Below are 13,335 nucleotides of genomic sequence, written 5' to 3'. Positions count from 1 at the left end.
GGGCATGGATCTGATCAACCCTCACAAGCAACGGCATGGGCATGAAGCCGCAAGCCCAGAGCCTTGGTCACCTTCAGCACGGTGGCGAAGCTTGGATTGCCATCGGCGCTGAGCGCCCGATAAAGGCTCTCCCGGCTGAGGCCCGTGTCTTTCGCCACCTGTGTCATCCCCTTGGCTCGGGCAATGTCCCCCAAGGCCCGTGCAAGACCGGCCACATCATCCGGTGCTTCCTCAAGCCAGGCATCCAGATAGGCCGCCATCTCATCTGGCGTTCTGAGATGCTCGGCCACGTCATAGGGCGTGAACCTGGTTGCCGATGGATTAGCAAGGGGTTGGGCTTGGTTCATCACGAGTGATCCTCAAATTCACGGTTTAAATCAAGAGCCTTGGCGATGTCTTTGGCCTGGGTCGCTTTACTGCCCCCGCCCAACAGCAGAAGCAGGTGATCGCCTCTTCGGGCGTAATACACCCGGTAGCCGGGTCCGACATCGATTTTCAGTTCAGACACTCCCTCCGTGAGATTGCGATAGTCGCCGGGGTTGCCATGGATCAAGCGATCCACTCGCATCAACACTCGAGCCCTGCCGGCTTGATCCCTGAGGCCGTCGATCCACGCTTGGTAGACCTCCGACTTGACGACCCTCATCAGCCAACTGTAGCTCCTGAGCTACAGGCCTGCACCGCTTGTTGAGCCGCTGAGGTTTCTGCGCTGCGTTCTGCTGCGTCGCCAGGCTGGGCGGGTGAGACCGTTTTCATAGTTCACCACCCGTTTGCCGATCTGCAGCCGGCGGCTGATGCGCCGTTTGCCGTTGTCGAAGGTGGTGCGCCAGGACACCTGGGTGGTGAGGCGTTCGTTGTAACGCCGCTGTGCGGCACCGAGCCGCCAGAGCCCCCAGCGGTTGCCTGGCCATCGGGATGCCGGAGAGCGCCCCCGGCGCCGCTTTGGCGTACACCCCCGTGACGATGCGTACGAGCCTGCCCTCGGCAATCAGCTGGTTGAGTGCCCGGCTGATCTGTGCTGCACTGCCGAAGCGCGCCAGATCCTGCCGAAGCACAACCTCTCCGCTTGGCTTGGGGCGCGCTGCGTTGCGGTGGTTTTGTGAGAGCGCTGGGGAGGGGCATGGGTTTACATAAAAGGTTTTAAGTTACGGGTCAGATCCAGTGGTGGCCGGGGTTCTTGGCCTCTTACAGGCTGATCCGGTGCCCCTGATCCAGCTCGGTTTGGGCCGCTGTGCGCAAGGCCTCCAGCCACTGCCCCAGCTCCTCGCGGTTGGTGAGCTGGCCCAGGGGGAAGTTCGGCCGCAAGCTCGATGCAGGCACCACCTTGATCAGGGCCACCGGGGCATCGGCCGGGGCGGCCATGGCCGCCACCCGTTGCAGCAACGCCGGCACATCCGCCTTCTGGAAACGATCGAGCCGCAGCTGCACCCGAGCGGGCTGCTCCGCCTTCACCAGCTCCTGCTTCACCCGATCGGTGCTGGCGAGCACCTGCTCCTGTTGCTCCGGTGCCAGGTTCTGGAAATCAGCACCGGCCCTGAGCTTGGTCTCCTGCTCAGCGATCTGGGCCAGGGCCTCTGAGCGGGTCAGCTGCAGCCGTTCTTCAAGCAGGGCCTCCAGCGTCGCCACAGCTCCATTGGCCTCCGGCAGCAGCGGGCCGTGATAAGGCGCCGGGCTGTCCATCACCCGCCCCAACACCGCCACCGGCTCAGGCGGGAGCTCCATCAGGTCGTCGCCGTGCCTGGCCAGGAAGGTACGCACCTTCTCGTACACCGTTCTCTGCTCGCCGTTCAGGAACGCCTTGATCGGCGTGAGCGTGTCTTCCAGCTGGTCGAGCAGCTCGGCGGTGAACTGGGCCTGCTGGTTGAGCAGGTAGGGGTCGTCTTTGCCGCTTAGCTCCCGCACCCTGGCGGCGATCGGCGCGACAGCGGCCACGAACGGATAGCGCTCCTGCTGGCTGGCGATCGCGTCGAGCTCGGCGGCCTCACGCGCCAGCGCCTCACGCATTGCTGTGGCGGTGGTGCGGGAATCAGTGCCGCTGCTCGCCACCCCGAAGAAGTCTTGGTGGAAACGCTTGAGCGTGTTGATCGCCGCAGGATCGATCTGCTCCTGCTTGCGCACCAGCACCAGCCCCTGGCGACGGCTGTTGGTGAGCGCATCGATCACTTCGTTGGGGCTCAGGATCTCCTTCTCGCGTAGCTCCACCTTGCCCAGGCGGAACAAGCGGCCCAGGAAGGTGAGCGTGGCCCAGGGGCTCCAGCCGTAGGGCCGGGCCTCGAACACCTCGATCAGATCGGCGGCGGAGGTGCGCTCCCCTTCCTTGTTCTGGCGACGCACCACCTCGGTGTACACCTCCTGCTCCGCTTCCGAGAGCTGCAGCACGCTGCCAGCAAGCAGGTCGTCCTGCTCCTGCACCACCTTCATCAAGGTGCCTTCGTTGTAGATCTGCTTCACCATCAGCAGCTTGGGGAAGGCCGAGCGGATCAGCTCCTGATAGGCCTTGGAAAAACGGTTCTGGGGATCGCCCTCACCCACCTCCAGCCGCCTGCCGTTCACCACCAGCGGGGCTCGGCGCAATCCCTCACCAGCCAGACGGGTGATCTCACTGCGGCGGGTGCTGTTCTGCCGCCCCCGCTGGGCCAGGATTTCCCTGAGCGCTTCGTCTTCACCGCCGGAGTTCTGCTTGATGTATTTATCGGTTTTCAGGTAGGTGCGGATCAGATCGGTGAGCCGGCCCTGGGCCGGCAGGATCACCATCAGATCAGCTCGACCCATGTTCTGGGCCACAAGGATCGCCTCATTGCCGAAGTTGGGGTGCTCCGGGGTGATCACGTTCACCGCTACATCATCAGGCTTTCCCTTCACCAGAGCATCATCGATCTTCTGGGCGTAGGAATAATCCTGGTTGTTGTCCTCGAAGCGGATCTTGTTGGTGCGCAGCACGTCGTTGAAGAGCGTGGCCTGCAGCGCTCCCATCACTTGGGAGTCTTCCACGGTGGTGGTCTTGATCTCCTGCTCCACATCCTTTTCCTTGTCGGTGAGGAACTCGTAGAGCTCACCGCTGCGTTGCAGGTAGCTCTGCACTTCCAGATTGCGCAGGGCCTCTTTCACCTGCTGCTCATGGGCGCGGATGTCGAGATCGGGCTGATCGATCAACAGGATCGCAATGTTGCGAGGTGAGGCCTTAAACGGGGACACCCACTTGAGCAAGAACAGGGCCTTGAGGATGCGCAGTTCAAACGGCGCCACCTGGCGTTCCGCCAGCACCATCGTCTGCTGCTTGTCTCCACGGATCACATCGCGGATGCCGTCGTAAAGCTGATCGAAGCTGGCGAGTTGGCCGATCGGCAGATCCATGATCGCCTTGGCCACCTCCTGGAACACCGAGAGCATCGAGCGTTCACCCACCGCCATGTTGCGGCCGCCGAACACGTTGTGGACCGCGAGGCTCTGCAGCGCCTGCTGGAACAGGTTCAGCTGATACGGGTGGAAGGGGTAGAGGCCACAGAAGGCCTGGCAATCGGCCCAGCCCTTGAGCTGCAGGGAGTTGTCGCCGAAGCGGAACAGGGTCTGGAGGTTGTCCTTCTCCGCCCCATAGATCTGGATCAGCTCATCTGGCTCCACCGGATCCTTTTCCAGCAGCCGCCGCTGAATCACCTCCTGTACATCGGCGCTGGCCAGGGTGAGCTTGGTGCGGAAGCGGCCCTGGATCTTGCTGAGATCATCGGCCTGGCGCACCTTCTCCTCGCCCAGGATTCCCTCCAGGTCGGCTTGGGAGGTCACGAATACGGAGGCACGGCCGTTGGTGGCTGTCGCCAGGCTTTCCACCACGGTCTGCAGGTTGAGCAGGCGGCTGCGGTCCTGACCGATGAACTGGCCCGCCTCGTCCACAAAGAAGTTGAGCCGGCAGCCGGGAAGCTGGCTGTCGAGGTACTCCTTGACGCGGTTAGCAAAGCCTTCGATCGAGAGGCGGTACTCGGCCTTGGCCTCACCGATCACCTTCATTGCCTCCTCGGAGCTGGTGGAGAACTGCTCGGCGTAGGCCCGAGCAAAAGAACTCTTGGTGACGGTGGCAACAGCCTCGCGGTCGTTCTCCCAGTTGCGGCCATTGAGGCGAAGATAGGTTTCTTTGAAATCACCGAACGCACCGCGCTTGTCGAGGTCGTGCTCGAAGCGAGCGATATAGCCCTGGTCGCCGTAATACCCCTGCAGTTCGTTCAGCACCTTCATGAACACTTCCAGGATCGGGGCGCTGTGCTCGCCGCCAATGCCGTCGTACTTCTGATCGATGTTGAACAGCACGCTGCGCGCCGGCGTGGTGATCGCCTTGCGCAGGTTGGCCTGGATGATTTCGTCTTCCACCTTCGGCAGCAGGATGTCAGCCGGCCGCTCGTTCTCTGGCCCAACGCGCCGCTCGCTGTCGAGCAGCAGCGAGAGGATCTTCAGCAGGTGCGATTTGCCGCAGCCGAAGAAACCAGAAATCCATACCCCATTGGCCGTGGGGTTGTCGAGGTAGCAGTCCACGAAGGATCCCAGACCCTTGAGCACATCGCGGGTGATCACATACTCATCGAGCTCCACCTTGAGGTTGCGCTCGTCGTCGGCCTTGATCACCCCATCGATCGGACGGTCAACCGGCTTGGCGAAGAGCTCGCGGATTGTGGCGGCAGTCATGAGATCGGGGTGTCGAAGTAGGCGAGATTGGTGGCGCGGTAGTGGGGGTTCTCGATCTTGGTGTTGGGCGTAGTGCCAAACAGTCGCAGGTAGGAACCACCGTCAGCATCCTGTGAATACTCACCGGGGAAGAAGATCACCACAGGGTGCCTCACCATCTCCGGTTGCAGGGCCTCGATGATGGTGTGGGTGCGCAGGAAGGGATAGATCCGCCCTGATCCCGTGATCAGGGTGAGTTGTGGATTCGCACCGATCACCTCCATCAGTTTCGGTACAAGTGCCTTTGTGGGATCCGAGGTGCTCTGCAGTGTTTCAAATACGTCACTTTTCGAATAAGTGGTCTCGTCCCGAAGAAGGTCCTCGAGAAATCCCTTCTCCTCAAGGATCTGGATCACCAGCTCCAACAGGTCCAGATGAATCACACGCAGTCCTTCCTGCTTGAGCCCCTGGAGCAGACCTTTCACGATCTGGCGCAGCTCGTCTTCTTCGGAGGGGTCGTAGGTCTGGATGAAGATTGGGATCTCCTTGGCCAACCCCTTCATCGCCAGGAAGCTGGGCTGAGACAGAACTTGCTTCAGTCGCTGATCCAGGCCGGTGGTGGTTTTGGTGCTCATCGCCTGGGCGCCAGCACGTTCGCCTTCGCCACAGCCCGTGACTGCCTGGGGGGTGCGACGAGGAAGCCCACCAGAAGAGCGGGGTCCTCCGCTGAGACCAGCCGTTGAACTTCAAGGGAGAGCAGGGGGCGTTGCACCGTTCCTAAAACACCTCCCTTGCCTGCTTTACCAACCAGCAATCCTGCTTCGCGGAACATGTGCAGGAGAGTGGAGCGGATCTTCTGCCGCGAGGACGAGGCCACCTCGGCCAGTTCCGGGTGGATGAGTTCTTGCAGCTCATAGAACGCCACCATGTCGGAGCGGCGCAGCACCGGATCCATCCCGGCCAGCTTCTCGGCCAGCACCTCCTGCACCACGTCAAAAGCCAGCTGAATCCGCTTCAGAGATGCCAGCCAGGCCATAGCTGTGCGGTCTTCGCCCGACCCAGTGGCCAGGAGCTCCAGCTGGGCTGGGGTGAGGGTCTGTAGCCGCTGTCGCAGTTCCGACTCCAGCCGTTTGGCACTGCTGGCGGATCTGGCCTGGAGGGCGTTGCTCGTCAGGACAGCCGTCTTGGTCTTCTGCCAGTCCGCCTGCTGCAGGTGAACCTGAGCAATTACGCACGCGAGTTCGGGCCTCAGGCTTGCGGCGGTGAAGCTCAGGCAGTACCGCATGGCTCCGACGGCAGTCTTCGCCAACGTCCCCACCCAACTTCTGCGCCTTGATCCTGGCACTGCCAGGGCAGCTATCCCATCCAACAAACCAAGCCCCCCATGCCTTTGAGCGCCCACGCAAGCTATGGGCGCTCAAAGGATTTTGGTCAGCGTTTCCTGCGAAATACCAGACCCCTGCAGCCAGCAGTCATCTTTAAGGCCTGCTGTTGATGCGGGACCTCTGTCTTGTGGGCCGCCTCCAGCTGGCAGACAGATTGGCCTGAAAGAACGTGGTCTTGCCCTAGGGGTAGCCGCGAAAAAGTGAAGCCTTCAGTGAAGGCGCTGTGCTTTGCAGAGGGCCGGGCATTAGGTCATTTTGCGCAGCCAATCCCGAGGCTGACGATGGACATTTTTGCTGGATGTTCCCCCCATTCACTTGCGGTGGGGCTCACTCAGGCGCTCAGCTCCGCCTCCCCATGCGCCTCTGGATAGATCAGATCCACTGCCTGCCGCGCCTCTCTCAACACCTGAAAGAGCACCGTCGGCTCAGCCTTGAGCATCTCGATCCAGTGGCCCAGATAGGCGGCATGGCTCTCGATCTCGCTGCCGATCTCCAACCGATCCCCCAGCAGCACCGCGCCCAGCTCAGCGACCAGCTCCTCGCGTGCATAGCGAGCCTTCCCGAAGACACCGCCCAGATCCCGCTTCAGGCGCGACTCATGGCCGGTGGAGTGGATCTGCTCATGGGCCCAGGTGGAGCAGAACGCAGCGGGTGAGTGAAAGCTGGCGCGATCGGGCAGCTGGATCCGATCGATCGCTGGCACATAACAGGCGCGATCACCCCCAAAGCTGACCGGCACCGGCCAGGCCCCCAGCACGGCCTCGGCGGCCTCCAGGCGCTCGGGCTCCGGCTTTGACTCAACGCCTTCGGCGAGCTTGCGGGCTTCGATCAAGCCGGCGAGGGCCGGGCCCTCGAGATCGGCGGCATTGAAGACCGCTACCGGCCGGTAGCTGGCCCAGCTCTTCAAGGTGACTTCACCGCCATCGCCTGCCTCCTCGCGGTTGTGCAGCTGGGGCCGCAAGATGTGAACCGCCTTGCTGCCCTTGCGGGGGAAGATCCCGAGCCTCTTGGCCTCGGCAAAGCCGCACCAGAACGGCAGGGCCGATCCCCGGATGTGCAGGCCGAGCGTGAGCAGGATCGGATTGGCGCCGCGGTAGCGATGACCCGAGATCAAGTTGACGTGGTGGCCACCGCCAGTGCCATCCCAGGGCCGCCGCCAGGGTGCGACGCCTTTCTCCATGAGGGAGACGATGGATGCGGTGAGCCTTTCCTCTGGGGATGGCCCCTCGAACTTCTTGGACTTGGAACGGGGCCGGGTGGTGGTGGCCATGGGTGCGAACGAGCGCAGGACCGCGATGGCAACTGCGGCGAGGGCAAGGGCGGCGAAGCCGCTTGCGTAGCCCTTGCGCCGCCGCAGACCATGCGGAAACCTGCGCGACTCACCCCCACTGTGAGATTCGTTTGGGCCTCCTGGGCTGCTGCCGAAAGACACCGCCACGGCAGCGTGGCAAGCCTGAGCGAGGCGGCCCCCGGTGCCCCACTTCTGGTGCGTGAGCTAAGGGCCGCCAGGCCATCTACCAGCGGCTTCAGGCTGCGCTGCTGATCTCGCTGGCTCGATCCGCTGCAGCTTCGATGGCGGCATCGATCTCGCCGACGCGAACCAGGAACTGCTCCATGGCCGGCAGCAGCTCCTCCTCCAGCAAGGCCAGCTCCTCTTCTCCGTAGGGGTGATCGATCCAGAGCCGCTTGATCGGGCGGCCCTGCTGGCGCCGCAGCAGGCCCAGCAGGGTGGAGTGGCAGGACTGCACGACAGCGAGGGGATCCTGCCGGGAGAGGGAATCGAGGGCGTAAGCCATGGGCCGGGCCGCCAAAGGCGGAGTGACGGGACGCGCCCGTTCCCGCCGGGTGGGCAAGGGCGGTGGTGCGCAGCGCAACCGCTTGCGTAGCCCTTGCGCCCCGGCGGACCATGAAGCAACCCGCCAGCCGACTTCTCAGCGTTCTGCCGTCTGCTCAGTGGCAATGGCTGATGCCTGGCGTTGTGCTGAATGACTGGTGAACGAAGCGAACTGGCGGCATTGTTGGGCGAGGTACCAGCTGTTGCTGCCCCCGCGCCGCGACCCGCGAGCCCTGGCCCCTGGCGGGTGACGGCTTCAATGAGCGGCCAGAAGGTTCAGATCAGCAACAACAACGAGTCGCGGGTGATCCGCAAGCTGGAGCTGGAGACCTACCTGCGCCGCAACACGGCGCTGGAGCTGGTCTGACTCGTAGGTGTGATGCAGGGCCATGGCCCTCAGGCCAGCTCCGCCCTGAGGCTGGCCAGTGCCTTGCGCTCCAGCCTGTGGGCTGTGGTGTGGCTCACCCCCATGGCTTCTGCCGCCTGGCGAATCGAGAGGCCCTGGAGGATGTGCAGCCTGAGCACGGCGGCCTGATTGGCCGGAAGTTGATCCAGCATTGCTTCGAGCTTGCCTGACTCTTCGCTCTGCTCTGCGCTGGCCTCAGCAGGGATCAAATCCAGCAGGCAGAGGCCGGTTTTGGGCTGCGGCTGATCCAAGCTTTCGTGCCGGAAAGGGGTGGTGCCTTTCTCATGCTCGCGGCGTGACACCCGCACCAGGCGGACGCGATCGCGGAGATGGTGACGCAGTGCTCCGGTGATGGTGGCCCTGAGAAAGGCCTGGGCTGTGCTGCGGTTGCTGAGCCGGCTGACTGCTGTGGTGAGGGCCAACCTGGCGACCTGGATCGCATCTTCTCGCTCGATCAGACCGGCGAATTGGCGAGAGAAGCTGCCGCCGGTGGCATCGGCGAGGGGCAGGAACTCCAGGATCAGGGCATCGCGCGCGGAGAGGGTACGGGGCATGGCCGGTGTGCGAAAAACGCGCATCACCAGCCCGAAACGCAGGGAAGGGCAAGCTGGGAGCGGATGAGTGGCGGCCACCATGGACCCTTGATCACGCGGGCTGCTTGCCCGGATCGTTCCTGCCGTTTACGGCTTGCCCCGGCTGACGCTGCTGCCGATGGCGGCACCACCGAGCAGGGCGAGGATCAAGTTGAGGGCGGACTCAGTGGCTGTATGCAGCCGCAGCAGAAACTCTGGGCAGGCTTTGGCATCGAGGAAGACCAGCCGCCAGGCGCACACCGTCCCAGCGAGGAGATAGATCGAGAACTCGCTGATGATCACCGCTGCGAGCAGGACAAAGAGGAAGCGTTCGCGGTCGAACGGTGGTTTTGCTGGCAGCTCCTCGCCGGCTGCTGGTGGTGAGATCTGCTGTGGTCGTCGCTCAGTTGGTCCGTCCATGGTCTGGCTCGCTGGGGATGAGCAGGTCACCGGCTTCGATCAAGTCCCAGATGCGCATGGCTTCTGCCTGACGACGTTCGCTGTGGGGTGTGCCGGGCCTGAAGTAGCCCTCACCGCTTTCGGCTGAACCGGTCCAGTAGGCGGCAGCAGCAGCTGGATCCAGGCCGGCGGGACGGTCTTCAAAGACGCAGCACCAGCCGATCAGGGAACCTTCGGCTGGATCGTGCAGGCCGGCGTACTCCTGGGCGAAGTAGATCTCCTGCCACTCATTGCTGTTGGGATCGATCCCCTCGCTCAGTGCTTGCTCCCTGGCGGCGTCGTAGGGCGGTCGGCGCAGGCCGGTGTACTGCATGGCCCCGCGGCCGGCGCCGCTCCCCGCCTCGATCACATCGAGGTTGGAGAGATCAGGTGAGCCTGTCTCGACGATCATGCAGCCGATGAAGCCGGCGGCTTCTTCTTCCGTAAGTGGCGCAATGGCACCCAGGCTGGCCCGGGTGACGTTGCCTGTGCAGAAGAAGGACAGCCAGTGCTGCAGGTTGCTGAGGTCGGCCATGGTTCTGCTCAGCCCTTGCAAACCAGGAACCAGCCGCCGCTGCCGCCGGGCCTCCAGCGGGGATCCCAGTTCTTGGCGCTGTAGTGCTGGTCCTTGCCGTTGAGGTTGCTGGTGTAACCACCGCTGGTGAGGTTGGCCTCACCGTTGGGATCGTTGTGGATCCAGCCACCCGCTTCGTAGCCGGTGACCACGGTCCAGTGGCCGCTGCCCGATGGGCTGGAGCTGGGGCCTTTGTGCAGCCAGCCGGTGGCGACGGGCCGGCCGGCGTCGATCTCTTTGATCAGATCGGCGGTGACGCCGTTGGTGAAAAAGTTGGCCTCCAGCCCGAGCGAACGCAGGGCTGAGAGCTGGGCCTGGGCCTCGGTGCTGTCGCCGTACTGGGCGCGAATGACGTTGTAGGCGTCATCGCTGCTGACCTTGCCCCAGTAGGCGGCGAGCATGGCGCAGCTCGAGGAGAAGCACTCGCGGTAGCCGGTGCCGCTGGCATTGTCGTTCTGGGAGAAGTAGGGCACCACCAGCGGGTTGGCGAAGGCTGGTGCCGGCGGTGCCGGCGGTGCTGGCGGTGACTCGCTGAAACGCAGAGCCCATGGCGCCTCTTCCAGCAGGATTTCGGTCTGGCCCTGCTGCTGCTCGATCCGCCCGATCGCGTCGTGCAGCATCGCCACGGCGTCCTGCTGCTGCTGTTTGCTCTCGAAGTACTGGAAGCGGTCCATCAACCGCGCCACGGTCATGGGGGTGGGCATTGCCGTGTTGGGCGACGTTCTCCTCCTCTTGCCAGCGGCCTAGCCGCCAGGTGTCAGCAGAAAGGCGAGGCACAAGCCCCGCCGCTGAATGCCTCGGCCCCTGGCCGCCTTAGAAGGGCAGCTCCTGCAGCCCTACCCCCACCGGGCAGCGGGCCGGAGTGGCGAGCTGGCGCTCAAAGAGGATCTGCCCGGCCAGCTCCGCAACACGGCGGCATGGCGCGGCGGATCCTGAGGCGATCCATTGCAGATCCTCTAGGCGGCTGGAGCTCAAGGCACTGAAGCGGGAGCGGGTGGAGCGGTGCGTGGTGGCCATTGGTGGCGCAGCGCAGGACCCAGAAGCAGGCGGTGGGCGGGTCAAGGGGCCGGCCCAGCGTCCGTGCGGAGCGCCTGCGCAGCCCCACAGCCGCGCAGCGGCGCAACAAAGCCCGGCCTTGCGCAGCCCTTGAGGCGCCCACCGACCATGAAGGGGCCTGTGCGTAGCCCACATCCAAGCGACGGCGCCCGCCGTCACCGTGTCCACTGCTGACTTGCTTTCTGATCCCGCTTCCCTGGCCGCCCGGCACACGGTGTTTGGGTGCCGGGATTGAGGCTCCCGGCGGGCCTTGGCCCTCAGGCCGCCCAGCCGACGGCAGTCGCCTGCTTGCGGCGCTCTTTGACCAGCCCAGAGACCCGATGGCGCATTTCAAGCCTTCCGGCTTCATCGGCTGCTTCATAGGCCTTCAGCTCATGGGCGCTGAGCCTCAACTTGAAGTTGAAATCCAGCGGCATCTTGGCCTGGGTGATCGCCCCCATCAAGCCCCAGAGCTCCTTGTGGGCATGCTCGGCTTCTCCTTCAGTGAGTGCCCGCCAGCCGCCGGTGATCTCATCGGGCATCACGCTCACCGCCTTGCCGTGGATGATCGTGCTGCCTTTGAGCTCCCAGCGGAAGCTTTCGAGCTCGTGGCGCTCGGCCCACTCGCCGCCATGGGCCAACCAGATCGGGCCGACCCGCCAGGCCGAGAGTGCCTGCAGCGGGCATTGCACCAGCCAGGCGAGGACGCGGGGCGTGAGCGATTCATCGTGGGCGATGTGGCGCTTGATTGAGCAATAGGCGCTGTAGCCACTGAGCTGAGAGCGGCGCTGGATGAGCAGGATTTGCGGTGCCATGGCAGGAAGGCCGGAGGGACTTCGAGCGAGACCACGGCGAGGGCAAGGGGCCGCGACCGCGCAGCGGCCTCGCGGACTTGCGCCGCCCTTGCGCCGCCGTGGATCGTGACGAACCCCGCCGCCGCCGCCTCAGGCCCACAAGAGCCCGTCAGCCCCCCATATCCCATCAGCTGCGGTGGTGCTGGCAATAGGTGGTGACGTTGCTGGGGCCAGACCCCCGGAGTGACCATGGGCCTCACCTTGATCGAGGCGATGAAGCATGAGACGAGGGTTGACCGCCTGGCGGTCACCAAGACCTTCGTTGAAGGTGAACTGCTTCGCCGCATGACTTGGCGCAACCTTGCTGGTGGTGCCTTGCAATTCGCCAAAGAGGTGAAGCTGCCTCGCGTTGGCTTTCGTGCTGTAAACGAGGGCTACCGGAGGGATTACGGCGCCGTCGAGAACGATTCGGAGTTCGTGCACCTCTTCGGTGGCGATCTCGACGTGGATCGCTCGATCGTTGACCTCAATGGCCCCGAGTCCCGCGCCAGCCAGACCGAGCAGAAGGTGCGCTCGATGCGCCTCACCCTGGAGGCGGCGATCATCAACGGTGATGCCACCTTTGATCCGCGTGCCTTCAACGGGCTGAGCAAGCGTCTGCCCCCTGCTGCTCCACAGACCATCGATAACGAGGGCGGCTCGGTGAAGCTCACCAAGCTCGAATCCCTGGTGGATTCGGTGAATGCCAACGGCGGCGAAAAGGTGCTGATCACGAGCAAGGCTGGTCGCCGCCAGATCAGCACCGCCAGCCGCCAGGTGCTCAGCGCTGACCTCTACCAGGTGGTGGATGGCCGGCACTGGTTCGAGGACGTCGAAATCCTCGTGGTGGATGAGGACGCCAGCGGCAACCAGGTGCTGGGCTTCGATGAAGCCGGCGGCACCACCAGCTTCTACTGCTGCGCCCTCGGCGATGAGCTGATGACCGGCCTGCAGGGACCGTTCGAGGGCCGTTACGGCCTCTCGGTGCGGGACTTCGGCGAGGTGCAGGACGCCCCGGTGTTCCGCACCCGGGTGGATTGGTACGTCGGTTTTGCGGTGTGCAACGGCCGGGCCATTGCTCGCCTGTACGACATCAGCCCTGTCGTGACCTGACTGCTGAACCTGCTCATTGAACCCCCGCTTTTTTCTTCCACCTTCGACAAAGAGGACACGACCATGGCTGCAATGGCCAACAAACTGATTGATGCGGTTACCACCTTGGTGGGCTGGATTAACTACAGCGCCACCGATCCGTTTGAGCGGGTGCGCGTGAGTGCTGAGGTGGTGAAGATCAGCACGCCGCTCGATGCAGCGGGTCACTTCACCTTTCTTGCTCAGCACCCGGGCGCTGCTGCTGCGGTGACATTTTTGCTGGAGCTGGCGCCTGAACTGAAGGACGGCACGATCGGCACCTGGGTCACGGCAGCGTCGGTGGCGGTGCCGGCTGCCGGCGGCCAGGTGGAAGCAACGATCAGCGGCGGTGCCCTGGTGGTGGCCCCTGCTGATGCGGCGAACGTGAAGGAGCACGCCTTCGTTTATGCCCGCTGCACGCTGACTCCGAGCACCCCTGCTGGCGCCTACGCCGGTCTCACCCACGCCTGAGTGCTG

At 64.0% G+C, this 13,335-nt stretch carries 17 protein-coding genes; 3 read left to right on the top strand and 14 right to left on the bottom strand.

What is annotated here, in order from left to right:
• Positions 1 to 14: 14 nt before the first annotated feature.
• The 8 genes from ACXMDM_RS11280 to ACXMDM_RS11245 form a co-directional block, all read right to left on the bottom strand.
• On the bottom strand, positions 15 to 260 hold the full coding sequence (locus ACXMDM_RS11280) for an addiction module antidote protein (RefSeq protein ID WP_233830870.1): 246 nt from the start codon (positions 258 to 260) through the stop codon (positions 15 to 17).
• An 86-nt stretch (positions 261 to 346) separates the two neighbouring features.
• Positions 347 to 646, bottom strand: coding sequence for a type II toxin-antitoxin system RelE/ParE family toxin (locus ACXMDM_RS11275; RefSeq protein ID WP_071799669.1), 300 nt, complete (start codon positions 644 to 646; stop codon positions 347 to 349).
• 21 nt (positions 647 to 667) lie between these two features.
• The gene (locus tag ACXMDM_RS11270) at positions 668 to 835 is read right to left on the bottom strand and encodes a hypothetical protein (protein ID WP_186437671.1); all 168 of its coding nucleotides are present in this window, start codon (positions 833 to 835) and stop codon (positions 668 to 670) included.
• A 350-nt stretch (positions 836 to 1,185) separates the two neighbouring features.
• On the bottom strand, positions 1,186 to 4,671 hold the full coding sequence (gene brxC, locus ACXMDM_RS11265; RefSeq protein ID WP_071799667.1) for a BREX system P-loop protein BrxC: 3,486 nt from the start codon (positions 4,669 to 4,671) through the stop codon (positions 1,186 to 1,188).
• On the bottom strand, positions 4,668 to 5,285 hold the full coding sequence (locus ACXMDM_RS11260; RefSeq protein ID WP_071799666.1) for a DUF1788 domain-containing protein: 618 nt from the start codon (positions 5,283 to 5,285) through the stop codon (positions 4,668 to 4,670). Before ACXMDM_RS11260 ends, brxC begins: the two co-directional genes overlap by 4 nt.
• Entirely contained in the window at positions 5,282 to 5,935 is a 654-nt protein-coding gene (locus ACXMDM_RS11255) for a DUF1819 family protein (protein ID WP_071799665.1), read from the bottom strand. The genes ACXMDM_RS11260 and ACXMDM_RS11255 overlap by 4 nt, the downstream gene beginning before the upstream one ends.
• 431 nt (positions 5,936 to 6,366) lie before the next feature.
• Positions 6,367 to 7,305 (bottom strand): ArdC family protein, encoded by a 939-nt coding sequence (locus tag ACXMDM_RS11250; protein WP_071801800.1) that lies wholly within the window; start codon positions 7,303 to 7,305, stop codon positions 6,367 to 6,369.
• A gap of 256 nt (positions 7,306 to 7,561) precedes the next feature.
• Positions 7,562 to 7,831 (bottom strand): hypothetical protein, encoded by a 270-nt coding sequence (locus ACXMDM_RS11245; RefSeq protein ID WP_071801799.1) that lies wholly within the window; start codon positions 7,829 to 7,831, stop codon positions 7,562 to 7,564.
• A 189-nt stretch (positions 7,832 to 8,020) separates the two neighbouring features.
• Here ACXMDM_RS11245 and ACXMDM_RS11240 point away from each other — a divergent pair, with 189 nt between their 5' ends.
• Positions 8,021 to 8,236, top strand: a complete 216-nt coding sequence (locus ACXMDM_RS11240) for a hypothetical protein (protein WP_186437670.1) — start codon at positions 8,021 to 8,023, stop codon at positions 8,234 to 8,236.
• Between the two features lie 29 nt (positions 8,237 to 8,265).
• Here the strand turns inward: ACXMDM_RS11240 and ACXMDM_RS11235 are convergent, their stop codons facing one another.
• From ACXMDM_RS11235 to ACXMDM_RS11210, 6 genes are all read right to left on the bottom strand, one after another.
• Positions 8,266 to 8,910 (bottom strand): sigma-70 family RNA polymerase sigma factor, encoded by a 645-nt coding sequence (locus tag ACXMDM_RS11235; protein WP_255448153.1) that lies wholly within the window; start codon positions 8,908 to 8,910, stop codon positions 8,266 to 8,268.
• Positions 8,911 to 8,955: 45 nt separating this feature from the next.
• A complete protein-coding gene (locus ACXMDM_RS11230) occupies positions 8,956 to 9,267 on the bottom strand; it encodes a hypothetical protein (RefSeq protein ID WP_145537298.1) in 312 nt (103 codons plus the stop codon).
• Entirely contained in the window at positions 9,251 to 9,820 is a 570-nt protein-coding gene (locus ACXMDM_RS11225; protein WP_145537295.1) for a hypothetical protein, read from the bottom strand. The genes ACXMDM_RS11230 and ACXMDM_RS11225 overlap by 17 nt, the downstream gene beginning before the upstream one ends.
• Positions 9,821 to 9,828: 8 nt before the next feature.
• Positions 9,829 to 10,563, bottom strand: a complete 735-nt coding sequence (locus ACXMDM_RS11220) for a C39 family peptidase (RefSeq protein ID WP_145537292.1) — start codon at positions 10,561 to 10,563, stop codon at positions 9,829 to 9,831.
• A gap of 109 nt (positions 10,564 to 10,672) precedes the next feature.
• A complete protein-coding gene (locus ACXMDM_RS11215; protein WP_071799659.1) occupies positions 10,673 to 10,876 on the bottom strand; it encodes a hypothetical protein in 204 nt (67 codons plus the stop codon).
• A 296-nt stretch (positions 10,877 to 11,172) separates the two neighbouring features.
• Positions 11,173 to 11,709 (bottom strand): hypothetical protein, encoded by a 537-nt coding sequence (locus ACXMDM_RS11210; protein ID WP_499569625.1) that lies wholly within the window; start codon positions 11,707 to 11,709, stop codon positions 11,173 to 11,175.
• Positions 11,710 to 11,937: 228 nt separating this feature from the next.
• Here ACXMDM_RS11210 and ACXMDM_RS11205 point away from each other — a divergent pair, with 228 nt between their 5' ends.
• The gene (locus ACXMDM_RS11205; RefSeq protein WP_071799657.1) at positions 11,938 to 12,840 is read left to right on the top strand and encodes a major capsid protein; all 903 of its coding nucleotides are present in this window, start codon (positions 11,938 to 11,940) and stop codon (positions 12,838 to 12,840) included.
• Between the two features lie 72 nt (positions 12,841 to 12,912).
• Positions 12,913 to 13,329 carry a hypothetical protein gene (locus ACXMDM_RS11200; protein WP_233830864.1) on the top strand — a complete coding sequence of 139 codons (417 nt, stop codon included), beginning with the start codon at positions 12,913 to 12,915 and terminating at the stop codon, positions 13,327 to 13,329.
• The last annotated feature ends 6 nt before the right edge of the window (positions 13,330 to 13,335 follow it).

Source organism: Synechococcus sp. CS-603, from assembly GCF_977929215.1.
Note: the sequence above shows the minus strand (reverse complement) of the source record. Positions and strands in the feature narration are given on the sequence as shown.

Coding starts and splice junctions, on each gene's coding strand:
- ACXMDM_RS11240 (WP_186437670.1), top strand. CDS start 8,021: ATGACTGGTGAACGAAGCGAACTGGCGGCATTGTTGGGCGAGGTACCA.
- ACXMDM_RS11220 (WP_145537292.1), bottom strand. CDS start 10,563: ATGCCCACCCCCATGACCGTGGCGCGGTTGATGGACCGCTTCCAGTAC.
- ACXMDM_RS11260 (WP_071799666.1), bottom strand. CDS start 5,285: ATGAGCACCAAAACCACCACCGGCCTGGATCAGCGACTGAAGCAAGTT.
- ACXMDM_RS11225 (WP_145537295.1), bottom strand. CDS start 9,820: ATGGCCGACCTCAGCAACCTGCAGCACTGGCTGTCCTTCTTCTGCACA.
- ACXMDM_RS11210 (WP_499569625.1), bottom strand. CDS start 11,709: ATGGCACCGCAAATCCTGCTCATCCAGCGCCGCTCTCAGCTCAGTGGC.
- ACXMDM_RS11200 (WP_233830864.1), top strand. CDS start 12,913: ATGGCCAACAAACTGATTGATGCGGTTACCACCTTGGTGGGCTGGATT.
- ACXMDM_RS11230 (WP_145537298.1), bottom strand. CDS start 9,267: ATGGACGGACCAACTGAGCGACGACCACAGCAGATCTCACCACCAGCA.
- ACXMDM_RS11205 (WP_071799657.1), top strand. CDS start 11,938: ATGGGCCTCACCTTGATCGAGGCGATGAAGCATGAGACGAGGGTTGAC.
- ACXMDM_RS11280 (WP_233830870.1), bottom strand. CDS start 260: ATGGCGGCCTATCTGGATGCCTGGCTTGAGGAAGCACCGGATGATGTG.
- ACXMDM_RS11245 (WP_071801799.1), bottom strand. CDS start 7,831: ATGGCTTACGCCCTCGATTCCCTCTCCCGGCAGGATCCCCTCGCTGTC.
- brxC (WP_071799667.1), bottom strand. CDS start 4,671: ATGACTGCCGCCACAATCCGCGAGCTCTTCGCCAAGCCGGTTGACCGT.
- ACXMDM_RS11250 (WP_071801800.1), bottom strand. CDS start 7,305: ATGGCCACCACCACCCGGCCCCGTTCCAAGTCCAAGAAGTTCGAGGGG.
- ACXMDM_RS11215 (WP_071799659.1), bottom strand. CDS start 10,876: ATGGCCACCACGCACCGCTCCACCCGCTCCCGCTTCAGTGCCTTGAGC.
- ACXMDM_RS11255 (WP_071799665.1), bottom strand. CDS start 5,935: ATGCGGTACTGCCTGAGCTTCACCGCCGCAAGCCTGAGGCCCGAACTC.
- ACXMDM_RS11275 (WP_071799669.1), bottom strand. CDS start 646: ATGAGGGTCGTCAAGTCGGAGGTCTACCAAGCGTGGATCGACGGCCTC.
- ACXMDM_RS11235 (WP_255448153.1), bottom strand. CDS start 8,910: ATGGTGGCCGCCACTCATCCGCTCCCAGCTTGCCCTTCCCTGCGTTTC.